This window comes from Actinoplanes sp. NPDC051494, from assembly GCF_044454705.1.
Taxonomy (GTDB): Bacteria; Actinomycetota; Actinomycetes; order Mycobacteriales; family Micromonosporaceae; genus Actinoplanes.
In genome coordinates, this window is the sequence record NZ_JBITDZ010000014.1 from 54,051 (window position 1) to 79,369 (window position 25,319).

The 25,319-nt window shown below is 73.7% G+C and carries 25 protein-coding genes; 16 read left to right on the forward strand and 9 right to left on the reverse strand.

The features are described from left to right. Positions 1-30: 30 nt before the first annotated feature. Positions 31-219, forward strand: coding sequence for a hypothetical protein (locus ACIA6A_RS35775; protein WP_396102456.1), 189 nt, complete (start codon positions 31-33; stop codon positions 217-219). Further along, positions 206-1,573, forward strand: a complete 1,368-nt coding sequence (locus tag ACIA6A_RS35780) for a radical SAM protein (RefSeq protein WP_396102457.1) — start codon at positions 206-208, stop codon at positions 1,571-1,573. Before ACIA6A_RS35775 ends, ACIA6A_RS35780 begins: the two co-directional genes overlap by 14 nt. Before the next feature lie 8 nt (positions 1,574-1,581). Here the strand turns inward: ACIA6A_RS35780 and ACIA6A_RS35785 are convergent, their stop codons facing one another. The 7 genes from ACIA6A_RS35785 to ACIA6A_RS35815 are packed head-to-tail and all read right to left on the reverse strand — an operon-like array spanning position 1,582 to position 8,665. After that, complete coding sequence (locus tag ACIA6A_RS35785) at positions 1,582-2,850, reverse strand: helix-turn-helix domain-containing protein (protein ID WP_396102458.1); 1,269 nt, start codon at positions 2,848-2,850, stop codon at positions 1,582-1,584. A 52-nt stretch (positions 2,851-2,902) separates the two neighbouring features. Beyond that, complete coding sequence (locus tag ACIA6A_RS35790; protein ID WP_396102459.1) at positions 2,903-3,538, reverse strand: GAF domain-containing protein; 636 nt, start codon at positions 3,536-3,538, stop codon at positions 2,903-2,905. Further along, positions 3,510-4,403 (reverse strand): S8 family serine peptidase, encoded by an 894-nt coding sequence (locus ACIA6A_RS35795; protein WP_396102460.1) that lies wholly within the window; start codon positions 4,401-4,403, stop codon positions 3,510-3,512. The genes ACIA6A_RS35790 and ACIA6A_RS35795 overlap by 29 nt, the downstream gene beginning before the upstream one ends. Then, entirely contained in the window at positions 4,394-7,252 is a 2,859-nt protein-coding gene (locus ACIA6A_RS35800; protein ID WP_396102461.1) for an adenylate/guanylate cyclase domain-containing protein, read from the reverse strand. Before ACIA6A_RS35800 ends, ACIA6A_RS35795 begins: the two co-directional genes overlap by 10 nt. A 7-nt stretch (positions 7,253-7,259) precedes the next feature. After that, positions 7,260-7,439: an aroma-sacti cluster domain-containing protein gene (locus ACIA6A_RS35805; RefSeq protein WP_396102462.1), complete on the reverse strand. Its 180-nt coding sequence runs from the start codon at positions 7,437-7,439 to the stop codon at positions 7,260-7,262. A 1-nt stretch (position 7,440) separates the two neighbouring features. Continuing rightward, complete coding sequence (locus ACIA6A_RS35810) at positions 7,441-7,713, reverse strand: response regulator transcription factor (RefSeq protein ID WP_396102463.1); 273 nt, start codon at positions 7,711-7,713, stop codon at positions 7,441-7,443. Further along, a complete protein-coding gene (locus ACIA6A_RS35815) occupies positions 7,691-8,665 on the reverse strand; it encodes a RimK family alpha-L-glutamate ligase (RefSeq protein ID WP_396102464.1) in 975 nt (324 codons plus the stop codon). The genes ACIA6A_RS35810 and ACIA6A_RS35815 overlap by 23 nt, the downstream gene beginning before the upstream one ends. Positions 8,666-8,800: 135 nt before the next feature. On the opposite strand from ACIA6A_RS35815, the gene ACIA6A_RS35820 reads away from it, so the two are divergent. The 13 genes from ACIA6A_RS35820 to ACIA6A_RS35880 all read left to right on the forward strand — a co-directional run bounded on the left by ACIA6A_RS35820 (position 8,801) and on the right by ACIA6A_RS35880 (position 21,809). After that, complete coding sequence (locus ACIA6A_RS35820) at positions 8,801-9,739, forward strand: ABC transporter ATP-binding protein (RefSeq protein ID WP_396102465.1); 939 nt, start codon at positions 8,801-8,803, stop codon at positions 9,737-9,739. A gap of 1 nt (position 9,740) precedes the next feature. Further along, positions 9,741-10,550: an ABC transporter permease gene (locus ACIA6A_RS35825; RefSeq protein WP_396102466.1), complete on the forward strand. Its 810-nt coding sequence runs from the start codon at positions 9,741-9,743 to the stop codon at positions 10,548-10,550. An 11-nt stretch (positions 10,551-10,561) separates the two neighbouring features. Then, the gene (locus ACIA6A_RS35830) at positions 10,562-11,731 is read left to right on the forward strand and encodes a YcaO-like family protein (RefSeq protein ID WP_396102467.1); all 1,170 of its coding nucleotides are present in this window, start codon (positions 10,562-10,564) and stop codon (positions 11,729-11,731) included. Next, complete coding sequence (locus ACIA6A_RS35835; protein ID WP_396102468.1) at positions 11,731-13,020, forward strand: TfuA-like protein; 1,290 nt, start codon at positions 11,731-11,733, stop codon at positions 13,018-13,020. Before ACIA6A_RS35830 ends, ACIA6A_RS35835 begins: the two co-directional genes overlap by 1 nt. Next, on the forward strand, positions 13,017-14,240 hold the full coding sequence (locus tag ACIA6A_RS35840) for a cytochrome P450 (protein ID WP_396102469.1): 1,224 nt from the start codon (positions 13,017-13,019) through the stop codon (positions 14,238-14,240). The genes ACIA6A_RS35835 and ACIA6A_RS35840 overlap by 4 nt, the downstream gene beginning before the upstream one ends. Further along, positions 14,237-15,259, forward strand: coding sequence for a methyltransferase (locus ACIA6A_RS35845; protein WP_396102470.1), 1,023 nt, complete (start codon positions 14,237-14,239; stop codon positions 15,257-15,259). The genes ACIA6A_RS35840 and ACIA6A_RS35845 overlap by 4 nt, the downstream gene beginning before the upstream one ends. A 55-nt stretch (positions 15,260-15,314) precedes the next feature. Continuing rightward, positions 15,315-15,578, forward strand: coding sequence for a StsA-related sactipeptide RiPP (locus ACIA6A_RS35850; protein WP_396102471.1), 264 nt, complete (start codon positions 15,315-15,317; stop codon positions 15,576-15,578). An 86-nt stretch (positions 15,579-15,664) separates the two neighbouring features. Beyond that, positions 15,665-17,146, forward strand: a complete 1,482-nt coding sequence (gene stsB / locus ACIA6A_RS35855) for a StsB family radical SAM/SPASM domain sactipeptide maturase (RefSeq protein ID WP_396102472.1) — start codon at positions 15,665-15,667, stop codon at positions 17,144-17,146. Next, positions 17,127-17,408, forward strand: coding sequence for a PqqD family protein (locus ACIA6A_RS35860; protein ID WP_396102473.1), 282 nt, complete (start codon positions 17,127-17,129; stop codon positions 17,406-17,408). The genes stsB and ACIA6A_RS35860 overlap by 20 nt, the downstream gene beginning before the upstream one ends. A gap of 1 nt (position 17,409) precedes the next feature. Further along, on the forward strand, positions 17,410-18,687 hold the full coding sequence (locus ACIA6A_RS35865; RefSeq protein ID WP_396102474.1) for an NAD(P)/FAD-dependent oxidoreductase: 1,278 nt from the start codon (positions 17,410-17,412) through the stop codon (positions 18,685-18,687). After that, a complete protein-coding gene (locus ACIA6A_RS35870) occupies positions 18,684-20,501 on the forward strand; it encodes a S9 family peptidase (protein WP_396102475.1) in 1,818 nt (605 codons plus the stop codon). Before ACIA6A_RS35865 ends, ACIA6A_RS35870 begins: the two co-directional genes overlap by 4 nt. Positions 20,502-20,503: 2 nt before the next feature. Further along, positions 20,504-20,695, forward strand: coding sequence for a hypothetical protein (locus tag ACIA6A_RS35875; protein WP_396102476.1), 192 nt, complete (start codon positions 20,504-20,506; stop codon positions 20,693-20,695). A 31-nt stretch (positions 20,696-20,726) separates the two neighbouring features. After that, the gene (locus ACIA6A_RS35880) at positions 20,727-21,809 is read left to right on the forward strand and encodes a hypothetical protein (RefSeq protein ID WP_396102477.1); all 1,083 of its coding nucleotides are present in this window, start codon (positions 20,727-20,729) and stop codon (positions 21,807-21,809) included. On the opposite strand, the gene ACIA6A_RS35885 is transcribed toward ACIA6A_RS35880, so the two are convergent. Together ACIA6A_RS35885 and ACIA6A_RS35890 are read right to left on the reverse strand one after the other, a co-directional pair. Then, a complete protein-coding gene (locus tag ACIA6A_RS35885) occupies positions 21,791-22,825 on the reverse strand; it encodes a 5'-3' exonuclease H3TH domain-containing protein (protein ID WP_396102478.1) in 1,035 nt (344 codons plus the stop codon). The genes ACIA6A_RS35880 and ACIA6A_RS35885 overlap by 19 nt on opposite strands. A 17-nt stretch (positions 22,826-22,842) precedes the next feature. Beyond that, positions 22,843-23,781: an LLM class F420-dependent oxidoreductase gene (locus ACIA6A_RS35890; RefSeq protein ID WP_396102480.1), complete on the reverse strand. Its 939-nt coding sequence runs from the start codon at positions 23,779-23,781 to the stop codon at positions 22,843-22,845. A 101-nt stretch (positions 23,782-23,882) separates the two neighbouring features. Here ACIA6A_RS35890 and ACIA6A_RS35895 point away from each other — a divergent pair, with 101 nt between their 5' ends. Next, a complete protein-coding gene (locus ACIA6A_RS35895; RefSeq protein ID WP_396102481.1) occupies positions 23,883-25,319 on the forward strand; it encodes a gamma-aminobutyraldehyde dehydrogenase in 1,437 nt (478 codons plus the stop codon).

A 25,319-nucleotide genomic window follows, 5' to 3' on the forward strand; every position in this document is an offset into this window, starting at 1 on the left:
TGGTCCACAGGGGAGTCAGGGGTGTTAGGCATGCTGATCGATACCTGGTTGCTGCAGCACGCGGCGGAGCTGGCGGAACAGGCCGGAACGCAGCTCGCGTTGACCACTCACGCGCTGCAGCGGGAGGCACACACGTTCATGGAGGAGATCACCCACGCGTCGGGCATCCTGAACCCCCTGTTCACCGAGTCCGTCAACGGTGGCTGTGCCGAGAACTGATCGGCCGCGCCCCAGCCGGTACACGGTCGTCAGCGCGACATCGTTCCGGCACCCCTCGGGGCGCGTCGTACGGCCGGTCTTCCACACCGCGACGACCCGGGTCTACCTCGTCGACCCGGCGACCGCGGACCGGCTGGCGGGCGGCCCGGCCGGCGGTGATCCGGCCGGTGAGGATCCGGCCTCGGACCAGCGCCTGGTGGACGCGGGCCTGCTCGTCGACGCGGGCCGCGACGAGGCGGGCGAGGTGATCGCGGCGGGCCGGGCGGCGGCCCGGGACCGCCGGGTCCGCGAGTTCGTGGTGATGCCCAGCGCCTACTGCAACATGGGCTGCGGCTACTGCGGGCAGGCCCACGAGCGGGGCGCCGTCTCGGGGGACCATCGGGCGGCCCTGGCCCACCGGGTCGGCCGGGCCGCGCGGTCCGGCCGCTACGACCGGATCGCGGTGCGCTGGTTCGGCGGCGAGCCGATGATGGGTTTCGCGGTGCTGCGGGACCTGTCGCGCCGGTTCGTCGTGAGCGCGGACGAGGCCGGGATCGCGTACTCCGCGAAGATCGTCACGAACGGCACGCTGCTGGACGCGCGCAAGCTGCGGGCGCTGCACCGGGAGTGCCGGGTGGACTCCATCGAGGTCACCCTGGACGGCCCGGCCGCCGCGCACGACGTGTCGCGGCCGCTGAAGCGCGGGGGCGGCTCGTTCGACCGGATCGTCGCCGTGCTGGCCGCGGCGCTGCGCGACCCGGAGCTCGACGGCCTGCGGTTCGTGGTCCGGACGAATGTCGGGGTGCACAACGCCGGCCTGGCCGAGCCGTTCGCCGCGGCCCTGGCCGGCGCGGGACTCGCGCACGACCGGGTGGTCTGCTACCCGGCACCGCTGCACGACTGGGGCAACGACGTCGCGGACCTGGCGGTGCCGCGCCGGCGGATGGCGGACACCGAGATCGCCTGGTTCCTCGCCTACCAGCGGCACGGGCTGCGGTTCGGTCTGCTGCCGTCGGCCACCCGGCCGGTGGTCTGCGCGGCGACGACCCGGCACAGCGAGGTCGTCGGTGCGGACGGGCGGATCTTCAGCTGCACCGAGCAGCCGCTGGTGCCGGGCCAGGAGAAGGCGGACCTGGGTGACGTCGGCACGGTCGCCGCGGACGCGTTGCGCCCGGTGGGTGCCTTCGACGACTGGTACGACGCGGTCGACGCGGGTGAGACCCCCTGCCGCGGGTGCGCCCTGCTGCCGGTCTGCGGCGGCGCGTGCCCCAAGCTGTGGCGCGAGGGCTCGCCGCCCTGCCCGTCGCTGCGGGAGAACATCACCGACCGGATGGATCTGTACGCGCTCACGGCCGGATACCTCCCGCAACGCTGACCACAGGTTCACCGGCGGGTCCCGAGTGCCGCCCGGACCAGGCCGGGCACGTGCAGTTCGGTGGTCAGCTCGCCGTACGACACCCGGACGAGGCCGTGGCCGACGAGGGTGTGCAGACCGTCGACCACGTCGTCCAGGCCGCGGCGCAGGGCGGCGGCGACGTCGGTGACCGGCACCGACCGGGCCAGTTCGCCGAGGATCGTGCGCAACCGGTCGTCGAGCCGCTCGACGACGGAGCCGAGCAGGGCGCCGATGGTGCTCGGCCGTTCGTCACGCGAGCCGGGCACGGCCAGGTCCAGCAGGCCGGCCGGGGGGATCTCCAGCAGTTGCCCCAGGCTGAGCACCCGGCCGCGTTCGGCCACCAGCTCCAGGGCGAGCGGCAGGCCGTCGAGGCGCCGGCAGATCTCCGCCGCGGCCGCCGTCGCCGCCGGCCCGGGGGTGAAGCCCGGCCGGGACTCGGCGAGCCGGTCGAGCAGCAGCCGCACCGAGGCCACGCCGGACGGGTCGGCGCCGTCCTCCGGGCCGGGGGTGGGCAGCGGTGAGACCACGGCCGGGTGCGCGCCCGGGACCAGCCACGGACGGCGCGACGTGCTGACGACGCGCAGGCGGGGACAGCGGTCGAGCAGTTCGGGCACGTCGAGGGCGAGCGTGCCCTCGGCGAGGCCGTCGAGCACCAGCAGCGCGTCGTGGCCGCCGATGACCTGGCGGACCTGGGCGATGCCGTCGCGGTCGGCGTCCACGAGCGAGCGCAGGGAGCGCATCAGCGGGCCGTACGCGGTGCCGTGCCGTTGCAGCGTGCCCATGTCGTTGCCCATCCACAGGATCGGCCACCGGTGGCGGGCGCCGAGCGTGGTGGCGAGCTCGGCGGCGACGCGGCTCTTGCCGGCGCCGGGCAGCCCGGAGATGGTGATCATCCGGCGGCGCCCGGAGCCGAGGACCCCGGCCAGCGCGTGGACCTCGGTGTCGCGTCCGACGAGGGTGTCGGCGGAGCGCGGCGCGACGCAGGCGCCGGCGTCGAACGGGCCGGTCGGGCGCCGGTTGAGGCTGGCGCTGACGAAGTGCTCGCGGGGCGGGCCCTGCAGCCGCAGACCGTCGGCGAGCAGGTGGATGGTCTGGGTGCGGGCGTTGGCCCGGCCCGACTCGAGGTCGCGGATGGCCCGCGGGCTGACGGTGGAAAGGTCGGCCAGGGCCCGCTGGGTCAGCCCGGCGCGGACCCGGTGATGGCGCAGCAGCTCGGGGAACGGACGTTCGGCGGTGCTGGTGGTCGGATCCGTCACGGGGGACCTCGCCTCGTCTGAACTTCAGCGAACATCCAAATTATCTTGGATGTCAGAGAGCGCTGTCAACGGTCGTCCGGGGGGATCGGCGGTCCAGCAGGTCGAGGGAGACCCCGAGCAGCGCGACGGCCAGCGGGTCCGACGAGTCCATCGCCGCGTGCTCGGTCAGCCGGGCCAGCAGGTTGCCCATCGGCGGCGCCGAGTACGCCTTCTCCCGCCGCCGCAGCAGCGACAGGCTCAACGCGGCCTGCCCCGCCAGCAGCTCCAGCAGCTCGATGTCGTCGAGCTCCCGCTCGGCGTCCCCGCCCCGGCGGTCCAGTACCTCCAGCACCCCGATGCACTCCCCGTCGGCGACCAGCGGCGCGGCCATGATGCTCGACGGCAGATAGCCGGTGGACTCCGCCGCGTCCCGGGCGAACTTGTCGGTCGCCGACACGTCGGTGATCAGGCTCTGGTAGCTCGCCGCCACCCAGCCCGCGATCCCGGTGCCGGCCGGGAACCGCCGGCCGACCAGACTCTGCTGACCGGCGCCGGCGACCGCCGCGAAGATCAGCTCCCCGGACTCCGGGCTCACCATGAACACCGAGGACGCGGCCGCCGCGTACACGTGCCGCGCCACCGCGACGACGGACTGCAGCAACTGGTGCTCGGTGACGGCGCTATGCGGTGCGCGAGACAAGAACTCCACCTTCATCCCCCTCGGTCGATACGTTGGTGGCGCAGTGCAGCAGCACGCTCTTGAGCTGGAACGGCGTCAGCCACGGGTGCTTGCTCAGCACCCGGGCCGCGATCCCGGAGATGTGCGGCGCGGCGAAGCTGTTGCCGGTGTTGCGGGTCATCCCGCCGCCCGGGCTCGCCACCGGCACCCGCACGCCGCGGGCACAGAATTCCACCGGCGGCGCGGCGTTGTAGTAGTACCGCAACGGGTCCGGCTCGGCGTGGCTCGCGACCGAGACGACCGAGGCGAAGTTCCACGGGAAGCTCTCGATCGGCAGGTTGTGCGCGGCCACCACGAGCGTGGTGCGGCGGAAGTACGCCCGGTCGCACAGCTCCGCCAGCCGCCCGCGGAACTCCAGCCGGGCGGTGGACAGACTCATGTTGATGATGTCGAAGTCCTGCTCGATCGCGTGGGCCAGCCCGGCGATCAGCGCGGCGGCACTGCCCGAACGGCCGTCCTCGAGCACCCGCATCGAACTGAGCCGCACCCCCGGCGCGACCTCCCGGATGATCCCGGCGCACGCGGTCCCGTGCCCGGCGGTGTCCTGCGGCGCGCACTCCTGGACCCGGGGCACCCGGCCCGCCTCGGTCACCACCTGCCAGGCCCGGTCGACCGGGGCGACCATCGGGTGGGTGCCGTCGATGCCGCTGTCCAGCACGCAGACGCGTACCCCGGTGCCGTCCGCGCCGTCCATCGCCCAGGCCCGGTCGACGCCGCCGAACAGGCTCGCCGGCACGTGCTCCTCGCGGTAGCCGGTCGCGGGCATGCTCCACGCGGGCACGCCCGAGAAGTGCCCGGGACGTTCGCGGCGCCACGGCGCGGGGGTCACCGCCATGCGCGGACCGGTCGGGACGGCCGCTCGGCGCCGACGGTGGCGTAACTGGTGATCGCCGCCCGGGCCATCGCGGCGGCCGCGTCCGCGTCACCGCGGTCGCGGTGCGCGTGGGCCAGGTCGAAGCAGACGTCCCCGCGCAGGCAGGGATCGTCGGTCCGGGCGAGCAGCGCGGTCGCCGCGGCGAGCGGGTCCCCGTCGCACCCGAGACGGGCGGCGGCGGCCAGGGCCAGCAGGTGGCCACGCAGATCCATGTCGTCCTGTCTCTCCAGAAGGGGGCCGAGCTCGGCGCGCGCGCCGTCCCGGTCGTGGTGGGCCAGCTCGCGGGCCGCCTGTACGCGCTGGGTCAGCGCGGTCGGCACGTGCCCGGCCCGGTCCAGGGCGTCGGCGGCGCGCCGGTAGTGCCGCCCGGCGCCGGCGTGGTCGCCGTCGAGCGAGCGGACCAGCCCGGACGCCTGGTCGACGAGGACCTGGCCCATGGTGAGCCGCAGCTCCGACACCGCCTCCTGGGCCTGCGCCAGCGCGGTGTGCGCGCCCGCGCTGTCACCGGTCAGCGCGAGGCACCGCGCCCGGGCGGCCAGCACCGGCACCAGCAGGAACCGGTCGGCCGCGAACCGCCGGGCCAGCTCCGAGCACCCGGCCAGCTGCTCGGCGAGCGGGACCGGCGCCCACTGCCGCAGTTCGCACAGCGCCACCAGCAGCCGGTCCTGCTCGTAGTCGTCGCCGAGCAGCCGGGCGTGCGCGAGCGCGTCGCGGGCCGACTGCTCCGCCGCCCCGAATCGGCCGTTCCCGAGCTGGAGCAGCATGCGCAGCTGCGCCGCGCGGCAGGCGGAGAGCGGATCGGCGGGATCCGGGTCCGGGTCCGCCCCGGGCGGCGTCCCCACCCCGCGCCGGGCCTCCAGCAGTCGCCACTGGATCAGGCAGGCGTCACGGGTGCGCGGGTCCGTCACCTGTGGCAACGCGCCCGCGATCACCTCGACCGCGCCGCCGGTGTCGCCGGTGAGCAGCAGGGCGTCGCTGAGCCGCAGCACCGCGACCGCCCGGCACCGGCCGGTGTCGTCGGGCAGCACCGCCAGCGCCCGGCGCAGCAGCCCGACCGCGGCCGGCACATCGCGTTGCCGCAGCGCCGCGGTGCCGTCGGCGAGCAGGGCGGCGGCCGCGTCCCGGGCCAGCGCGGTCAGCTCCGGGTCGTGCGGGCGCAGCGCGGTCAGCAGGCGGACGGCGGCGTCGAGGTGGAACCCGGGGCTGACCCCGTTCGCGGCGAGCAGCCGGTGCCAGCCGAGCCGCTGGTGCTTGTCGAGCCGCCCGTACGCGACCTCGTGCACCGGCTGCTGCACGAACGCGTACCCGTCCGTGCGGTCGGTCCGGCGCAGCACCTGCCGCCGGACGAGCGCGGCCAGGTCCGCGGCCAGGTCCGCGGCCAGATCCGTGGCCAGATCCGTGGCCGGGTCCGTGGCGGTGACCGGCCGGCCGAGCCCGGCCAGCTGGCGCGCCGAGAACGAGGAACCCACCACCGCCGCCGCGCCGAGCAGGTCGCGTTCCGCCGCGGGCATCCGGTCGATCATCGCGCCGACCAGCGCGGTGATGGTCGCCGGCACCTCGGGCCCGTCCGACTCGACCATCAACCGGATGAACAGCGGGTTGCCGGCGCTGTGCGCGGTGACCCGCTCGACCAGGTCCATCCCGTGCGCCTGCACCTCGGCGTCGCCGGCCACCAGCAGGCCGGCCAGCAGCGTGCTGTCGGACGGCCCGAGCGGGCCCAGGTCGAGCACGTCGTCGTCGCCGGCCACCCAGGGCACGGCCAGGTCCATCAGCTCCGGCCGGGCCACGCACACCATCAGCACGGGCACCGCCCGCAGGCTCTCGCGCAGCTCCCCGATGAGCCGCAGCAGGGACGGCCCGGCCCATTCCAGGCTGTCCCACACCACGACGAGCGGCGCGGCCGCGGCGATCAATTCCCGGGTGGCCCACGCGATGTCCTCGACGCCCGGTGCCGCCGCGGCGCCGCGCAGGCCGTCGAGCACCGCGGTGATCCGCGCGCCGGATGCCGGGGTGACCAGCGCGTCGAGGACCTGCAGCAGCGCGGTGTGGTTGCCGGCCGGCCCGTACGAGGGACAGGTCGCGACCACCGTGGCGCAGCCCGCGAACGCGTCGCGGACCAGGCGGGACTTGCCGACGCCGGGCGGGCCGAGCACGGTGACGGTGCGGGTGCCGCCGTCGCGGACCGCCCGCTGGAACGCCGCCCGGAGCCGGGCCCGTTCGGCGTCCCGGTCCACCATGGGCGATCCCGCGTCGGCGTCCTGGTCCGGGGTGCCGGCCGGACCCGCCCGCCACGCCGGGACGGGTGCGGCCTTGCCCTTCAGGCTCAGCGGCGCCACCGGCACGAGCGTGAAGTGCGGTGCCGCCAGGCGCGCGACGACCTCGTTGACGATGACCTCGCCCGCGGTGGCCGCCGACTGCAGCCGCGCGGCCAGGTTCACCACGTCGCCGACGACCCGCAGACCGGCCCGCGGCGAGTGCGTCACCAGGGCCTCGCCCGCCGCGATCCCGCAGTGCACCTCCACCGGCGTGCCACCGGGTGCGAGCAGGGCGTCCGTACCCGTGCGGATCTGGGCCGCGGCCCGCAGCGCCCGCAGCGCGTCGTCCTCGCCGGAGCGCGACGCCCCGAACACCGCCATGACCGCGTCGCCGATGAACTTCTCGATGACGCCGCCGTGCTCCTCCACGGCGGCCGAGCAGATCCCGTAGTAGGTCTCCAGCAGGTCCTGCAACGGTTCCGGGTCCACCCGCTCGGCCAGCCGGGTCCAGCCGACCAGGTCGAGGAAGAGCACGACCACCAGCCTGCGGCTCACGATCGCCTCAGAGCAGCTTCAGGTCGTGGGCGAGGACCTCGCCCTCGGCCGCCAGCAGCCGGCGCTGCACCGCGACCAGCGCCACGGTCTCCTGTTCCGTGAGGTCCGCGAGCACGTCGCGCTGGGCCTGACTCAGTTGATCGACCGGACATCCCGCGTCGCGCAGGGCACCGAGGGCATCATGCATGTCACTCACCCACCAAAGAGAGTTCCGGCATCGGACGGTCCCCCGCAGGGGGGTCATGGGGCGGCGGCCAGACGCCGACCGGCAGCAGCCGGTGGGCGTAGCAGTACGCCACCAGCTCGGCCCGGTTGCGGCACCCGAACCGGCCGAGCAGGCCACTGATCTCCTCGCCGACGGTGTGCCGGCTCAACCGCAGCTCACGGGCCGCCCGGTCGGTGGTGTGCCCACAGGCCAGCATGCCCAGCAGCCGCAGGTCACGGCCGGAGAGAACGTTCATCGGATCCCTTTCTCAGCGCGCGGCCGAACAGTTCGCGCAGCATCACCGCGGCCATGAACGTGACGCCGTGCCAGCCGGCCCGGCGCTCGTAGAACAGCCAGTCGCCGTCCGGGTTGGCCTCCAGCAGGACCACCTCGCCGGTCCCGGTGATCAGCAGGTCGAACGCCGCGTACCGCAGTCCCCACGCGGCGGCCAGGGTCCGCACCACGGCCCCGGCGGCGTCCGGGCAGTCCACCCGGGTCACAGCGACCCCGGCCGGGTCCGTCCACCGCGCCGCCGGGTCGCCCTGGCGCACCCGGAACGCGCAGATCCCGCCGTCGACGTAATAGACCCGCAGCTCGCAGGCGTGCGGGACGTATTCCTGCACGACGACCGGGCGCCCACCGGGGGAGCGGGCACCCGCCGCCGCGTCCCGGTCCAGGACGACCGGGAGACTGGGTCCCCAGTGACGGGGATCCGGCTCAACGAGCCGGAAGTCGGGGGTCTTGACGATCACCCGGGCCGAGCCGACGCGCCGGGCGCCGTCCGCGACGTCGGTGGTGAGCACCGTGCGGGGGGTGCGGACCCCCAGCCGCCCGGCCGCCGGCAGCTGTGCGGTGCCGGCCGGGGCGGTCCCGGGCAGCGCGGTGACCGCGGCGTCGGCGACCTGGCCGAGCAGCCCCGACCACGCCGCCGCGGCCAGGGCCGGCACCGAACCGGCGGGACGCGCGTGGGCGGTCAGCGTGCCGGGGGCGAAGTGCCGCACCCAGGTCACCACCGGCCGGACCCGGACGCCGCCGCACCGCACGATCCCGGAATCCGGGTCGAAGGAAAAGGAACCGTCCGTCGTGGTCATGAAAACGGACGGAATATGCATCGCGCCGGTGAGTTCCGCATGGACACCGGCGAGTTCCGGGCCGCCGGCCCCATTCACCAGCAACACCACGGAATTGCCGTCCCCCGATTGTTCCATGGCTCGATGGTAGGGACGCGGACGGCCGTGGAATGGCAGATAGGAGGCAGCTGTGCGGCAGTTCCGATCGATGAGGTTTACCGGCGATCGAGTTCCCGTAGGTTCGGCGCAAAGCAATCGGGGAGGGGAGGGATCATGTCGGGTGACGTGGTGAGCGCGGTCGAAGTGACCAAACGCTACCGGGGCAAACAGACGCCGGCGGTCGACGGCATCTCGTTCGGCATCGGCGCGGGCGAGACCGTCGGGCTGCTCGGGCCGAACGGTGCGGGCAAGACGACCCTGATGAAGTTGATCTGCGGGGTCACCCCGGCGACCAGCGGGACGGTCCGGGTGTTCGGCCTGGACCCGGTGCACGACCCGGTGGTGGCCAAGAGCGGCGTCGGCGCCATGCACCAGTCCGGCCCGTACGACGAGATGCTGTCCGGCCTGGACAACCTGCGCATCGCCGCGCGGTTCCGGGGGGTGTCCTGGAAAGCGGTCGAGCCCTGGGCCACCGAGGTCGCCGACTACCTGGGCCTGACCGAGGCCCTGCCCCGGCTGGTCTTCCAGCTCTCCGGCGGGCAGCGCCAGCGGCTGCAGCTGGTCCGGGCCCTGCTCACCATCCCCCGGCTGCTGATCCTCGACGAGCCCTCCGCGGGCCTCGACGTCGCCGGGCGCCACCAGGTGGAACGGTTCGTGCGCTGGCTGCGCGCCGAGCACGGGGTGACCGTGCTCTGGACCAGCCACCACATCGAGGAGATCGAGCGCAACTGCCAGCGGGTGCTGGTCATCAGCGCGGGCCGGGTGCTGCGGTTCGCCGAGCCCCGCGAGCTGGTCCGCGAGTACGGCGGCAGCCGCCTCGTGGTGACCGTCGCCGACCCGGTCGCGGCCAAGGTCGTCGCGGAATGGGCCGACGGCGCCGGTTACCGCGCGACGGTCGACGACGCCGAGGTGCACATCGACGGGACCGCGGGCTACGACGTGCTGCCCGCGCTGACCCGGCACTGCCAGGACGCCGGCGTCGCGATCAGCGGCTTCGGCACCGCCGCCGACTCGCTGGAACAGGTGTTCCTGCGGATGACCGAGAAGGGCTGACATGACCGCGCTGACGTTCCGCAACACCCCGCCGGTCGCCCCCGCGAGGGCCGCCGACCTGTCCGCGGTGTTCTACCGCGAGTACGCCCTGCTGGCCCGCAACCGGGTCAACCTCATCTTCGGCCTGGCCCCCACCCTGGTGTACCTGCTGCTGGTCAACACCGCGCTGGGCAACGTGGTCGGGGACATCGACTACCGCGGCACGGCGCTGCCGTTCGAGGTGTTCCTGCTGCCGATGGTGCTGGCCATGTCGATCGTCAGCGCGTCCGGGACCACCGGCATGGCGCTGTTCCAGGAGGAGATGAGCGGCGTCTCGACCCAGTTGTGGTCCTGGCCGCTGCGGCGCTCCCGGTTCCTGCTCGGCAAGATCCTCGCCGGGGTCTCGCTGGTGCTGGCGCAGAGCCTGCTCGCCCTGGTCGTCGGCCTGGTCCTGTTCCGCTACCAGGTGCCGCTGTCGCACTGGGTCACGCTGCTGGCGGCGCTCGTGCTGGCCGCGGTGGCGTTCAACGGCCTGTTCCTGGCGGCGGCGATCCTGATCCGCGACTACCGCACGTTCTCGGTCCTCAGCAGCATCTCGGTGCTCGTGCTGGTGTTCACCGCGCCGTCGCTGTCCCCGGCCGACCAGCTGCCCGTCGTGCTGCGCTGGATCTCGGTGGTCAACCCGGTGACGTACGCGATCGACGGCATGCGCGACGGTGCCGTCTTCGGCCTCGGCCGGGCCTGGCCCAGCCTGGTGGTCCTCGTCGTGGTCGGGGTCGTGGCCAACGCCGTCGCCGCGCGGGCCCTGCTGCGCCGCACCGAGAACCTGTGAGCGGGGCCCGGATGCGGACCGGTACCCACCCGCTGTCCTGGCTCGGCACCACCGCGGACCGCGCCCGGCTGCGGCTGCCCGGCACCGACCGGGCGGTGCCGCCGGAGGCGACCCGGGCCATGGCGGACCGGGCCGCGGCGGCCGTCGGGATCACCCGGGTCGCCGACGTCACCCGCCTCGACACCATCGGCATCCCCACGTTCCAGGCCGTCCGCCCGCTGTCCACCACGCTCGCCGTCGCGCAGGGCAAAGGGGTCACCGCGGAGCTGGCCCGGCTGTCCGCGGTGATGGAGTCCGTCGAGACGTGGCACGCCGAGCAGCCCCTGCCGAGCGAGATCACGGCGTCCCCGCGCGAGGTCACGGACCGGCTCACCTACGACGTGTCCGCGCTCGCGGCCTGCACCCCCAGCGTCCTGCACGACGACCTGCCGCTGGACTGGACCCCGGCCCGGTGCCTGACCGACGGCACGCCCACGCTCGTCCCGGTCGAGGTCGTCCGGATCTCCCTGGAGGCGCGCACCGGCTGGAACCCCCCGGTGTTCCTCGCCTCCACCAACGGCCTGGCCAGCGGTAACACGCTGGTCGAGGCGACCCTGCACGGGCTGTACGAGGTCATCGAGCGCGACGCCACCACGGCCGCGCTCGCCGCGGGCAACCTGGGGACCCGGATCGACCCCCGCAGCCTGGGTTCCGCGGTGGCCGACGGGTTGTGCGCGCTCGTCGACCGGGCCGACGTCGCCATGGAGGTCCGCCTCCTGCCGTCGCCGACCGGGCTGCCGTGCTTCCTGGCCTGGCTGTCCGGCCACGACTACCCGGGGGCGATGTTCGGGTTCGGCTGCCACCTCAGCGCGGAGATCGCCCTGACCCGCGCGCTCACCGAGGCGGCGCAGACCCGGCTCAGTTACATCGCCGGCGCCCGCGACGACCTGCACGACGACATCGACGAGGGCGGAGCGAAGCGGCGCCGGGAACCGGCCGGCACCGCCGTCGCCGTCACCGGCCTGCTCCCGGCACCGGCGCGGCCCGCCAGCCTGCTCGACGACCTCGCCGACGTCACCGCCCGGGCCGCCGCCGCGTTCGGGCACCCGCCGCTGGTCGCCGACCTGAGCCGGGACGCGATCGGCGTCCCCGTGGTCAAGGTCGTGGCCCCCGGCGCCCGGATCACCACGGAGGTGCTGTGATGACGGTCCTGGTCTACGCCGGCCCCACGATCACCGCGGACGCGGTGCGGCGGGTGCTGCCGCAGGCGGGGATCCGCCCGCCGGCCGCGCGCGGCGACCTGCTCGGCGAGGACTGGAAGCCCGGCGACGTGGCGGTGCTCATCGACGGGTTCTTCCGCGAACGCCGCTCGGTGGGGCACAAGGAGATCCTGCGGCTGCTCGCCGCCGGTGTCGACGTGGTCGGCGCGGCCAGCATGGGCGCGCTGCGGGCGGCCGAGCTCAGCCCGTGCGGCATGCGGGGCGTCGGCGAGGTGTACGCCATGTACCGCTCGGGCGAGATCGACGGCGACGACGAGGTCGGCCTGCTGCACGGTCCGGCCGAGCGCGGCTACCCGGCGCGGACGGTCGCGCTGGTCAACCTGCGGCACGGCGTGCGCGAGGGCGCCCGGTCCGGCCGGGTCCCCGCGGCCGCCGGGGCCCGGATCATCGCGGCGGCCAAGGCGCTGCCGTTCATGGACCGCTCCTGGGAGGTGCTCGCGGCGGCGGTGCCGGCCGGTGACCGGGACGCGCTGAACACCCTGGAACAGGGCATCGCCTCCGGTGAGTGGGACCTCAAGCACCGCGACGCGGTGGCCGCCCTGCACGCCGCGCGCGACCGGCGGGCGGCCCCGTCCCGGCCGGCGGTCACGTTCCCGGGCATCAGCGAGCACCAGGCGCTCGACCGGCGCTCCCGGCACGAGTACGCCCCCGGCCGGTGGCGCTCCGACCTGGACGTCCTCGATGCCGCCCGGCTGTTCGACGCCGGGTACCCGGCCCGGCACGAGCGGGTGCTGGGTGCCCTGCTCGACGGCATCGCCACCGCCGCGGGCACGGACACCGCCGGGTACGCGTACGCGAAGCTGGGTGTGGGGGAGACCCTGCCCCGCCCGCTCGCGAAGTGGCTGACCGACGCGGAGACCACCGGCCTGACCCCGGCCGAGCGGATCCGTCTCGTCATGATCCGGGTCTGGCCGGTCTGGCAGTCCGTGGACTGGCGCCCGGCGGTGCTGGCCGACCTGCGGGCGGCGCCCGGCTGGCCGGACTGGGAATGGCTGGTCACCGCCGCCGACGAGGCCACCGAGCAGACCCGGCACCGGCTGGCCGCACCGCCGCCGGCGATCCGTGCGCAGATCTTCCAGCGCCACTGGCGGGGCCCGGGCACCACCCCGGACATCGAGATGGCCCGGCGCGGATTCTGTTCGGCGGCCGAGCTCGGCGCGACCGTGGGCCGGTACTTCGCCCTCGACATGCGGACCCGGGGCACCCGGTGACCGGCACGACGCTGACCGGCTTCGACCCGAACGCCGCCCGGCACCGGGCGGACCCACACCCGATGCTGGCCCGGATGCGGGCGCAGGTCCCGGTGTACCGGCACGTCAACGGACACGGCCGGGTCTTCTGGTACCTGACCCGGTACGCCGACGTCCAGCGGGCGCTGCAGCACCCGGACCTGGGGCGGCAGGCGGACCGGCTGCCGCCCGAGCTCGCCGCGCCGCACCGGCTGGCCGGGTTCGATCCGCTGGCCGCGTGGCGGCGCAACGTCTTCCACCTGGATCCGCCGGACCACACCCGGCTGCGGCGGCTGATGGCCCCCGCGTTCGGCGCCCGGCACGTCGCGGCGATCGGCCGGCACGTCGACCGGGTCGTCGACGACCTGACCAGCGCCATGGCCGCCGGGTCCGGCCCGGTCGACGTCATCGCGGCGCTGGCCCTGCCGCTGCCGGTGCTGGTCGTGGCGGAGCTGCTCGGCTTCCCGCTCGGGGACCGCGACCGGCTGCGCCGCTGGAGCGACGAGATGGCCCGCTCCGGCGACCCGCTGCGGATCCGGGTCGCCGGTGCCGAGTTCGGCCGCTACCTCGCCACGATGCTCGACGAGCGGCGCGGGGACACCGGGGACGACCTGCTGGCGCACCTCGTCCGGGCGCGCGACGCCGGGCTGCTCACCCGGGCCGAGCTGATCGCCGCGGTGTTCCAGCTGCTCATGGCCGGGGACGAGACCAGCGTGAACCTGGTCGGCAACGCGGTGCTGGAGCTGCTGCGGCACCCGGCACAGCTGGCCCGGCTGCGGGCCGATCCTGGCCTCATCGACACCGCGATCGAGGAGGTGATCCGGTTCAACGGGCCGGTGGGGCACACCGGGCTGCTCTACGCGCTCGCCGACGTCGAGTTCGGTGACACCGTCGTCCCGCGGGGCGACGTGGTCGTTCCGGTCCTGCTCGCCGCGAACCGGGACCCGGAGGTGTTCGAGGACCCGGACGTGTTCGACATCGGCCGTACCCCGAACCGGCACCTGGGCCTCGGCCACGGCATCCACTACTGCCTCGGGGCGGCGCCGGCCCGGATGCAGGCCCGCGCGGCGGTCGGCACGCTCGTGCGCAGATTCCCGTCCCTGACCCTGGCCATCGACCCGGCCGGGCTGACGTGGACACCGGAGCTCTTCCTGCACGGCGTCCGCCACCTGCCGGTATTCCCCCACGGAGAGCCCCGGTGAACTACACCCCGCTGACCCACATGGCGTTCGGGTACGCCACCTCGCAGATCCTGCACGCTGCCGTCCGGCTCGGCGTGCCCGACGCCCTCGCCGGTGGCCCGCTGCCGGCGGCGAAGCTCGCCGCCGGGACCGGCTGCGACCCCGAGGGCCTGGCCCGGCTGGCCCGGGCCCTCGTCGTGCTCGGCGTCCTGGCGGAAACCGATGACGGGTACGCGCTGACCGAGCTCGGCCGTCCGCTGTGCACCGGCCATCCCGCGTCGCTGCGCACCGCCCTGCTGCTGCTCGGCGACGCCGCGACCTGGGCCGCCTGGGGATCGCTCGCCGACGCCGTGCGCCTCGGGGGATCGGCGTTCGAACACGCCCACGGCCGCCCGCTGTTCGACCACCTCGCCGGTGACCCCGTGCTGTCCGACCTGTTCGGCACCGCCATGGGCGACGGCACCGGATGGGTCACCGCCGAGCTGACCCGGGTGCACGACTTCAGCGCCGCGCGTCGGGTGGTCGACCTCGGCGGCGGCAACGGCACGCTCCTGGCCGCGGTGCTCGCCGCCGCCCCACGGGCGCACGGTGTGCTGGTCGACAGCGCCGAGGGCGCCGTCCGGGCCGCCGAGACGCTGCGGCGCTCGGTGCCGCCCGACCGCTGGTCGGTCGAGCCCGGCGACTTCTTCGACGCCGTGCCACCGGGCGACGTGCTCCTGCTCAAGGGGATCCTGCACGATTGGGACGACGACCGGTGCGCGGTGCTGCTGCGGCACTGCCGGCGTGCGATCGCCCCGGACGGGCGGCTGCTGATCCTCGAGCCGGTGGTGCCGCCCCGGGCCGGGCCGGGAGCCGCCGCATCCGTGCTGAGCGATATCGCCATGCTCGTGCTGACCGGTGGAAAAGAACGCACGGCAGCGGAATTCCGTACCCTTCTGGATTCTGCCGGATTTGCTTTGTCCGGGATTTCCGGGACGTTGTCGGGGACCTCTACGCGCATTCTTACCGCCGTTCCAACCCACATTCATGGGGTTGTGTAACAACTGTCAACGCCAGCATTCTTCTTCCAACACCCCAACGGAAAGGAACAAGGCCATGGCTTACAACTCGGTGGAGGCCCTCCGCGAGGCCGGCATCATCGGCGGACAGATGTCGCCGGAGCTCGAGGAGTTCTACGGCAGCCTGACCCAGCAGGAGACGGAGGTGCTCATCTCCACCAAGAGCCGGCTCGTGGCGCTGTTCCCGGACGTCGCGGCCCACTCGCAGCAGTGGTCCACGCCGGAGGCGGCCGAACAGGGCTTCGACGCCGCCATGCTCTGCGCCTGTGGCCTCTGGGCCGGTTCGGGCCAGGCCAACTAGTCCGACCAGAACCGCGGGTGTGGCCTGGCGGACGGGCCACACCCGCACCGGACCGGAGCACAAGTCGCAATGCAAGGGAGGCGTCGATGCGCGGGAACCTGGTTCGCAACCGCGGCCTGTTCGAGGTGCCGCAGGACCTGACCTACTTCGTCAAGGGCGAGGACCACCTCGTGATCAACCCCCGGGTCGGCGCCCGGTGCCTGCTGACCCCGGCCGAGTTCCGGATCCTGCGGGCCCTGGCGGCCGGGGAACGGGAGCCGCTGGAGGCGGCACCGGAGACCGAGAAGGCACTGGCCAAGCTGATCCTCAACTGGATCGTCTACTTCAACGGCCACCGCCCGGCCATCACGGTCAGCGAGGCCCCGCTCGACATCGCCTACTACGCGATCACCGACGGCTGCAACCTGCGCTGCCCGTACTGCTACGCGTCGTCGGAGAAGTGCCTGCCCGGCGAGCTGAACACCGCCGAGTCGATGGACCTGGTCACGCAGATCGCCGAGCTGGGCGCGCGGACCATCGTGTTCACCGGCGGCGAGCCGATGCTGCGCAAGGACCTGTTCACCGTCGTCGAGCACGCCCGCAGCGTGGGTCTGCTGGTCAACGTGATCACGAACGCCACGATGATCCGCAACCAGGCGATCGCGGACCGCTTCGCCGAGCTGTTCGACGCGGTCACGGTCAGCGTCGACGGCGGCACGGCCGAGACCCACGACCGTACGAGGGGCGCGGGCGCGTTCGCCAAGACGTACAAGGCCCTGCAGATGTTGAACAAGGCCGGGGTCGTACCGCGGATCAACCACATCATGACCTCGGACAACATCGACGAGCTGGAGGACTTCGCGGCGTTCGTCGACGGTCTCGAGGTGCACAGCGTGCGCCTGATGAACCACAACGAGCTGGGCCGCGGCGCCTCCGACGAGTACGACTTCGGGTGGGCCGACCACCTGCGCGTCCAGCAGCTCGTCTGGACCTCGCCGATCGCCAGCAAGCTGCGCCCCGACGGCCCCCGGCCGGTCAGCCCGTGCTCGGTCAAGGGCAACTGCGGCATGGGCGGCAACGAGATCTACATCAACTCCCTCGGTGACGTGTACCCGTGCAAGCTGGTCACCGGGCGCCCGGAACTGGCCGGCAACATCCGCGGCAAGCGGCTCACCGACATCTTCGCCGGCCCGGTGCTCGGCGCGATGCGCCGCAGCACGGTGTACGGCGGGGAGTTCCACGCCGACTGCGACAAGTGCTACATCAAGGCCAACTGCGGCGGCGGCTGCCGGGCCACCCACATGTCGCTCTCCGGCGACCTGCGCAGCAACGACCGGCACTACTGCCGGATCCTGCGGCACGGCGTCGTCACCCAGCTCTGGCAGGAGGCCGGCGTCAGCCGCGCCGAGATCGCCGCGCACGACCAGGAGATGACCATGCCCCGGATGGTCTCCGGCGACGCCGTGCACGAGGTGCACGACCAGTGGCGCTCCTACGTCCCGAAGCCGGTGCCGGCGATCCGGCCCGGCGAACTCATCCCGATCATGCCGGTCCCGAGGAGGTCCGAGAATGTCCCTGCACATCAGTGACAGCGTCATCTGGAACGAGACCGCCGACGGTGTCTCGCTGTACCACACCGACACCGGGGAATTCCGGACGCTGAACAGCACCGCCGCCCAGATCTGGGTGCTGGTGGCCGACGGCGGCGACCGGGAGGACGTGATCACCCGGCTGTCGCTGGTGTTCGGCGCCGGCAACGCCGCGGTCGGCGCCCGGATCCGCTCCGACGTGGACGCGTTCCTGGCGTCGATGCTCGCCCAGGGCATGCTCGACGAGAAGGTCCCGGCCTGAGATGAGCACCGCGGTCGTTCTCGGCGGGGGCTTCGCCGGCGTCCTGGCGGCCCGCGTGCTCACCGCGGGTTTCGACCGGGTCGTCCTCGTGGAGGGCGACCGCTACCCGCGGCACCCGGGAGTGCGGGCCGGCCTGCCGCAGGCGCACCACAACCACGTGCTGGTGACCGGCGGCGCGCGCGCCCTCGAGGAACTGCTGCCCGGCACGCTCGCCGAGCTGGCCGCGCACGGCGCGCACCGGCGCGGGCTGACCGGGGACGCGCTCATCCTCAGCGACGCCGGCTGGTTCCGGCGCCACGAGACCGGGTCGTTCGTGATCTCGTGCAGCCGGTGGCTCACCGACCACGTGGTGCGCCGCCGGGCGCTGGCCGGCACCACGGTCACCGTGCGGGAGGACACCCGGGTGCTGGGCCTGACCGGTGACGCCGGCCGGGTCACCGGGGCCGTCGTCGCCGGGCCGGACGGGCGGGCCGCCCCGCTGCGCGCCGACCTCGTGGTCGACGCGACCGGGCGGCGCTCCCGGGCCCCGCGCTGGCTGGCGGAGCTCGGCGGTGCCCCGGTCGAGGAGCGGACCGTCGACCCCGGGTTCGCGTACTCGACCCGGGTCTACCGGGCGCCCGACCGCCTGACCGCGGCGATGCCGGCGATCATGCTGCACCCCCGGGGCGGGTACGGCGCCACGCTGTTCCCGATCGAGGACGGCCGGTGGATCGTCACGCTGACCGGGTCCCGGGAGCGGGTGCCACCCGCCGACGCACCCGGGTTCGAGGCGGCCACCGCCGGCCTGGCCTCCCCGATCCTCGCCGAGCTGCTGGCCGCCGCGGCACCGGACGGCGCCGTCCGGCCGTACCGGGGCACCGCCAACCGCCGCCGTTTCTTCGAACGGCGCTCTCCCACCGCGGGTCTGCTCGTGCTGGGTGACGCGCTGTCGTCGACCAACCCGGTCTATTCGCACGGCATGTCGGTGGCCGCGCTGAGCGTGCGCCGCCTCGCCCGGGAGCTCGCGAGCACCGGTCCGCACGCCGGGCTGCAGGCCGCGGTCGCCGCCGAGGTGGACCTGCCCTGGCGGATGGCCGTCGACCAGGACCGCCCGCCGGCCCCCGCACCGCGGCGGGCCCTGGCGCTCACGCCCGCCCTCATCGGCGCGATGTTCCACGTCCAGACCCTGGCCGGCGGGCCACCCGTGGGGCTGCCCGCCGGGCGCGCCCAGCCCGCGCTGAGCACCGACGAGGCCGTCGCCCAGTTCCCGTGCCTGTCCGACTGGAGGACCCACCGGTGATCCCGCTCCCGTTGCTGTTCGCCGCACCCGCGTACCTCAGACCGGAGGTCTCCCCGGACGGCACCCGGCTGTTCTTCCTCGCACCCGACGACGGCGTCCTGAACGTGTGGACCTCGCCGGTCGGCGACCCGGAGGCCGCCACCGCGGTGACCCGGGACCGGGGCCGGGGGATCCGCACGTACGGCGTCTGCCACGACGACCGGACGCTGTTCTACCTGCGCGACGACGGCGGTGACGAGGGCTGGCGGATCTACCTGGTCGACCTCGCGACCGGTGCGGAGCGCTGCGCCACGCCGTTCCCCGGGATCCAGGCCCGGATCCTGGCGCACAACCGCTGGCACCCCACGACGGTGCTGATCGGGCTGAACCGCGACCGCCCGCACCTGCACGACGTGTACGCGCTCGACCTGCCCACCGGCGAGCTGACCATGGTCGCCGAGAACCCGGGATACCTGAGCTGGATCATCGACACCGACCTGCGGGTGCGCGGCGGCACCACGATGCGCCCGGACGGCGGCACGACCGTCCACCTCGACGGCGCGACGTGGCTCGAGGTGCCGTACGAGGACGTCATGACCACCCGCGTCGCCGGGTTCGCCCGCGACGGGCAGACGATCTACCTGATGTCCTCGATCGGCACCGACGCCGGGCAGTTGTACGCCGTCGACGTCGCCACCGGGGAGCGCACGTTCGTCGCCGGTGACCCGGCGCACGACATCCGCCAGGTGGAGCTGGACCCGCTGACCCACCGGCCGCAGGCGGTGATCGTGGCCGGGGACCGCGACGAGTGGCTCCTGCTCGACGAGGACCTCGCCAAGGACCTGGCCCGGATCCGCGCCGAGCTCGCGCTGCGCGGCCTCGACGCCGAGGTGTACGCCGACCGCACCGACCGCACCGACCGGCTCTGGACCCTGACCGTGGTGACCGGGGCCGGCCCGATCCTCTACTACCTGTACGACCGCCCGGCCGGTGAGCTGCGGTACCTGTTCAACCACCAGCCCGAGCTCGACAACTATGAGCTGGCGCGGATGGAACCGTTCGCGTTCACCGCCCGCGACGGGGTGCCGGTGCACGGCTACGTGACGTGGCCGGCCGGGCGCGAGCGCCGGGACCTGCCGGCGGTCCTCGACGTGCACGGCGGCCCGTGGGCCCGCAACTGGTTCGGCTTCGACGAACAGGCCCAGTGGGTCGCCGACCGCGGGTACGCCTGTGTGCAGGTCAACTTCCGTGGCTCCACCGGGTACGGCAAGCACTTCCGCAACCTCGGCGCGAAGCAGTGGGGCGCCGCGATGCACACCGACCTGCTCGACGCGGTGGCCCACCTGACCGGCACCGGGGCGGTGGACGGGGCCCGGGTGGCGATCATGGGGCTGTCGTACGGCGGCTACGCGGCGCTGGCCGGCGCGGCGTTCAGCCCGTCGGTGTTCGCCTGCGCGGTCGACCTGTGCGGCCCGTCGAACCTGCTCACGATGCTGGCGGCCGGGGCGCCGTACCGGACCCCGCTGACCGCGTTCATGCACGCCAACGTCGGTGACCCGGAGACCGAGGCGGCGATGCTGTGGGAGCGCTCGCCGCTGTCGCGGGCCGGCGACATCACCATCCCGGTGCTGGTGGCGCAGGGTGCCAACGACGTCCGGGTGCCCCGTGCGGAGGCCGAGCAGATCGTCGACGCCCTGCGCGCGAACGGGGTGCCGCACGAGTACCTGCTCTTCTCCGACGAGGGTCACGGTCTCACCCGGCCGGAGAACCGGGAGACCTACTACACCGCCGTCGAACGTTTCCTGGCCCGGCACCTCGCCCCGAAAGGATCATGACAATGGCAGAGACACGCACGTGGGGGACCAGGCGCGGCGGCGGTGACGCCGTGTACGGCCTGGGCATCCTCGGCGCACTCGTCTACTACATCGGCGCGGCGACCGGCTTCTGGGCCGGGGTCCTCGGCATCCTGAAAGCGCTCGTCTGGCCGGTCTTCCTGGTCCACGACCTGCTCCGGTACCTGGCGGGGTGAACCGCGGCGCCCCGGCGTGCGTACTCCTGTCGTGCGAGTACGTCGTCTGCGGGGATCCGCCGGTCTGATCGCCGCCCTCGCCGCGGGCGCGCTGCTGCTGGCGCTGCCGCCCGCCGCGCCGGGCCGGGCGGCGGCCCCGTCGTCGCTCGCGCTGGCCTGGCCGGCCGCGAGCAAGGCCACGCTGCCCGCGACCCTGCCGGACGGCACCGCCTACGAACCGGCGCTGTTCCTCGACGCCGGCACGTCGGTCGGCACCGCGCCGTCGGCGGACGGGACATCCCTGCGCCTGCTGAAGCGCGGCGCCGACGGCCGGACCCAGGTGCTGCGGAGCCTGCCCGCCGCGCAGAACCCGTCGTTCCAGAGCCCGGCGGCCGGCGCGGACGGCCTGCTCGCCTGGTTCGAGCGCACCGACGCCGGCGGCCTGCGGCTCTGGGCGGCGGACCCCACCGCACATCTGGTGACCGCGGACGTCGGCCAGGTCCGCTTCTACCGCTCCGAGAACGACCTGAGCATCGCCGAGGGGCGGCTGCGCTGGGTCGCGCTGGGTGCCGCGAACGTCACCGAGCTGCGGTCGGCCGCCCCGGGCGGAGGACCGGTGGAGGTCCGCACCGAGCCCGGCTCGTGGCGCCTGGCCGGATGGCCCTGGCTGGTCGACGGCGTCACCAGCACCACCGGTGCCACCACGCTGCGCAACGTCACCACCGGCACGGACGTGCCGATCACGGGCACCCGGAAGGCGGCAACCGATTGCAGTCCGGCGTGGTGCCAGGTGGTGTCGCTGGACGAGGACGGCTACAGCCGCATCGAGCTCATGCGCCCGGACGGCAGCGAGCGCGTCGACGTCGCCGGCGACACCGCGGCCACCGAGATCATCGACGTGGCCCCGCTGGGCCGCTTCCAGGTCTTCGTGACGATCGGCGCCAACTCCGAGCTCACCGGCAACGCGCAACTGCTGGTGTACGAGATCGCCACCCACCGCACCGTGCGGATCAGCCCGGACGCCGGCCAGATCGCCTACCGCAACGGCGTGCTGTCGTGGTCCACCGGCAACCTCGACACGTTCGTACGCCACAGCCTGGACCTGCGCACGGTGAGTCAGAACAGCGACAGCTGACCGGGGGTCGGGTCGCGGCGCGCGGTCATGCTCTTGCGGAACACCCACGGCCGCAGGTCGGGGATCGGATCCTCGTCGCGCGGCTCCGGGTCACGCTGCGGGGGCACCCCGCCGGTCAGCGCCCACAACGACGGCCCCAGGTTGATGCCGCGGGCCCGCAGCGCGATCCGGAACGTCGCCAGGTTCAGCGGCAACCGGGTCGAGGACAGCTCCGGCACCGGCAGGTCGGCGCGCATCCGCATGAGCCGCTGGTTGCGCTCCACGGTCTCGCGTACGCCGTCGGCCAGCAGCCGGCCGGTGGCTCTCGCCCCGACGACCTCGCGGACCAGGTGCTCCTGACCCCCGTCCAGCGCCATCCACACCGCGTCCATCGAGCCGAACGCGGCGAGCAGCTTGGCCGCGGTGGCCTCGCCGAAACCGCGTACCCCGGGCAGGTTGTCGGACGGATCGCCGCGCAGCGCGGCGAAGTCCCGGTACTGCCAGGGCTCGACCCCGCACAGCTCGCTCAGCCCGGCGTGGTCGACCAGCACCGCCTCGTCGAGGCCGCCGTTGCGGATCCGCAGCACCGACGTGTGGTCGTCGATCAGCGCGAACGAGTCCCGGTCGCTGGTCATCAACACCGAACGCCACCCGGCGGTACGGGCCGCGGCAGCCGCGCTGGCGAGCACGTCGTCGGCCTCGTACGCGGGTGGCACCACCGTGCGGATCCCGGCGGCGGTGAGCAGCTCCGGGGCCCCGGCGAGCTGTTCGGCCAGGTCGGCGGCCTTCGCCGGGCGGTGTGCCTTGTAGCCGGGGAAGTCGGCCCGGCGCGCGGAGTCGTCGGGGCAGTCGAAGCCCACGATCAGCGCGTCGGGTCGCAGGTAGGCGGCGGCCCGGGCGATGAACCCGACCAGCCCGCGCAGCGCCCACACCGGGCGCCCGTCCTGGTCGAGCCACCCCTCGCCGGCCCCCGCGTGGTACGCCCGGTGCAGCAGGCTGTTGCCGTCGAGCACCAGGAGCAGGGGAGGGGTGGACACCCGGCCGAGTCTAGGGCCTACGCGAACAGTTCCTTCAGGGCCGTTCCCGCCATCGATACCGCGCCGGGGACGTGCCCGTTGGGGATCATGTTGAGGGTGATGCCGTCGACGCCCTGGCCGAGCGCGTCCCGCCGCAACGTCTCGACGACCTGCTCGGGCGTGCCGGCGACGGCGAGTGCCCGCCGGCCCTCGGGCAGCGTGGCGACCAGCGTCCCGGCCTCGGCCTCGGTCTCGGCCATCACGACCGTGGCGTGCCAGGTCGTCGGCAGGGTGGCCGGGTCACGGCCGATCTCCTCGCAGCGCTGCTTGAGCACCGCGACCTTGTGCCCCAGCTCGGCCCGCGGGCAGATGATGTTCATGTGGTCGGCGAACCGCGCGGCCAGCCGGAACGTCTTCTGCTCCCCGCTGCCGCCCAGCATGATCGGGATCGTGGGGCGCAGCCGCGGGTTGTTCATCGCGCCCCGGACCTTGTACCACTTCCCGTCGACGGTCGGCTCCTCGCCCTTGAGCATGGGCGTGATGATGGTGAGTGCCTCCTCGAGCCGCTCGAACCGGTCGGTGAACGTGCCGAACTCGAAGCCGTAGTCGTCGTGCTCCTGCTCGAACCAGCCGGCCCCGATGCCGAGCAGCGCCCGGCCCTTCGAGATCACGTCGAGCGTGGTCACGGTCTTGGCGAGCAACGGCGGATTCCGGTACGTGTTACCCGTGACCAGCGTCGACAACTGCACCGTCGAGGTGGCGGTGGCCAGCGCCCCGAGCGTCGTGTACGCCTCGAGCATCGGGTTGTCCGGCGTGTTGATGCCCGGCAGCTGGTAGAAGTGGTCCATCACCAGCACGGTGTCGAACCCCGACGCCTCGGCCTCCCTGGCCTGTGCGATCACCGTGTCGAACAACGCCGTCACCGGCACGCCGGGGTAGGTGAAGCTGGGGATCTGGTATCCGAGCTTGATACTCACAACGGCCTCCGTGGAAGAGAGCGATCACCGACATCTTGTCAGCTGCGGATTCGGTGGAAGGATGGGCCTGCGACCAGTGATCTGCTTCATCAGGAGGCCGGATGTCCGCCAAAACCGTGCTGCACAACGTTATCGGCGGGGCCGCCGCCGCGCCGGTGGACGGGCGCTACGCGGACCTGATAGACCCGTCGACCGGGGAGGTTTTCGCGAGCGCGCCGGTCTCCGGCAGGCAGGACGTCGACCGGGCGGTGACGGCGGCCGCCACCGCGTTCGAGAGCTGGCGCGACACCACGCCCGCCGAGCGCCAGCTGGCCCTGCTCAAGTTCGCGGACGCCGTCGAGGCCCGGGCCGACGAGCTCGTCGCCGCCGAGTCCCGCAACACCGGCAAGCCGCTGGGGCTGACCGCCAGCGAGGAGCTCCCGCCCGCGATCGACCAGATCCGGTTCTTCGCCGGCGCCGCGCGACTGCTCGAGGGCCGCTCCGCCGGGCAGTACCTCGCCGGGTACGAGAGCTACGTGCGCCGCGAGCCGGTCGGCGTCTGCGCGCAGGTCACCCCGTGGAACTACCCGCTGATGATGGCGGTGTGGAAGATCGCGCCCGCACTGGCGGCCGGCAACACGGTGGTCCTCAAACCGTCCGACACGACGCCGGTCACCTCGGTGCTGCTGGCCGAGATCGCCGCCGAGTTCTTCCCGGCCGGGGTGTTCAACGTGGTCACCGGCGACCGGGACACCGGCCGCGAGCTGGTCTCGCACCCGGTGCCGCAGATGGTGTCGATCACCGGGTCGGTGCGCGCCGGGATGGAGGTCGCCGGCTCCGCCGCCGCCGACCTGAAACGCACCCATCTGGAGCTGGGCGGCAAGGCCCCGGTCGTGGTGTTCGACGACGCCGACATCGCCGCGGCGGCCGCCGGGATCGCCGAGGCCGGCTACTTCAACGCCGGGCAGGACTGCACCGCCGCGACCCGGGTGCTGGCCGGGCCGGGCGTCTACGAGGACTTCGTCGCCGCGCTCGCCGAGCAGGCCAAGGGCACCCGCACCGGCGCCCCGGGCGACGAGGACGTGCTCTACGGCCCGCTCAACAACGCCGGCCAGCTGGCGCGCGTCAGCGGCTTCCTCGACCGTCTCCCCGGCCACGCCACCGTCGAGGCCGGCGGCACCCGGCAGGGCGAGCGCGGCTACTTCTACACCCCCACCGTGGTCGCCGGGCTGCGGCAGGGCGACGAGCTGGTCCAGGACGAGGTGTTCGGCCCGGTCATCACCGTGCAGCGCTTCACCGACGAGGACGAGGCGGTCCGCTGGGCCAACGGCGTCGAATACGGCCTCGCCTCCAGCGTCTGGACCCGCGACCACGGCCGGGCCATGCGGATGACCCGGCGCCTCGACTTCGGCTGCGTCTGGGTCAACTGCCACATCCCGCTGGTCGCGGAGATGCCGCACGGCGGTTTCAAGCACTCCGGGCACGGCAAGGACCTCTCCGTGTACGGCCTGGAGGACTACACCCGGGTCAAGCACGTCATGCACTACACGGGGGAGTGA

Coding starts and splice junctions, on each gene's coding strand:
- ACIA6A_RS35795 (WP_396102460.1), bottom strand. CDS start 4,403: ATGGCGGTGACCCCCGCGCCGTGGCGCCGCGAACGTCCCGGGCACTTC.
- ACIA6A_RS35805 (WP_396102462.1), bottom strand. CDS start 7,439: ATGCATGATGCCCTCGGTGCCCTGCGCGACGCGGGATGTCCGGTCGAT.
- ACIA6A_RS35835 (WP_396102468.1), top strand. CDS start 11,731: ATGACGGTCCTGGTCTACGCCGGCCCCACGATCACCGCGGACGCGGTG.
- ACIA6A_RS35820 (WP_396102465.1), top strand. CDS start 8,801: ATGTCGGGTGACGTGGTGAGCGCGGTCGAAGTGACCAAACGCTACCGG.
- stsB (WP_396102472.1), top strand. CDS start 15,665: ATGCGCGGGAACCTGGTTCGCAACCGCGGCCTGTTCGAGGTGCCGCAG.
- ACIA6A_RS35810 (WP_396102463.1), bottom strand. CDS start 7,713: ATGAACGTTCTCTCCGGCCGTGACCTGCGGCTGCTGGGCATGCTGGCC.
- ACIA6A_RS35895 (WP_396102481.1), top strand. CDS start 23,883: ATGTCCGCCAAAACCGTGCTGCACAACGTTATCGGCGGGGCCGCCGCC.
- ACIA6A_RS35860 (WP_396102473.1), top strand. CDS start 17,127: ATGTCCCTGCACATCAGTGACAGCGTCATCTGGAACGAGACCGCCGAC.
- ACIA6A_RS35815 (WP_396102464.1), bottom strand. CDS start 8,665: ATGGAACAATCGGGGGACGGCAATTCCGTGGTGTTGCTGGTGAATGGG.
- ACIA6A_RS35825 (WP_396102466.1), top strand. CDS start 9,741: ATGACCGCGCTGACGTTCCGCAACACCCCGCCGGTCGCCCCCGCGAGG.
- ACIA6A_RS35830 (WP_396102467.1), top strand. CDS start 10,562: ATGCGGACCGGTACCCACCCGCTGTCCTGGCTCGGCACCACCGCGGAC.
- ACIA6A_RS35875 (WP_396102476.1), top strand. CDS start 20,504: ATGGCAGAGACACGCACGTGGGGGACCAGGCGCGGCGGCGGTGACGCC.
- ACIA6A_RS35775 (WP_396102456.1), top strand. CDS start 31: ATGCTGATCGATACCTGGTTGCTGCAGCACGCGGCGGAGCTGGCGGAA.
- ACIA6A_RS35850 (WP_396102471.1), top strand. CDS start 15,315: ATGGCTTACAACTCGGTGGAGGCCCTCCGCGAGGCCGGCATCATCGGC.
- ACIA6A_RS35865 (WP_396102474.1), top strand. CDS start 17,410: ATGAGCACCGCGGTCGTTCTCGGCGGGGGCTTCGCCGGCGTCCTGGCG.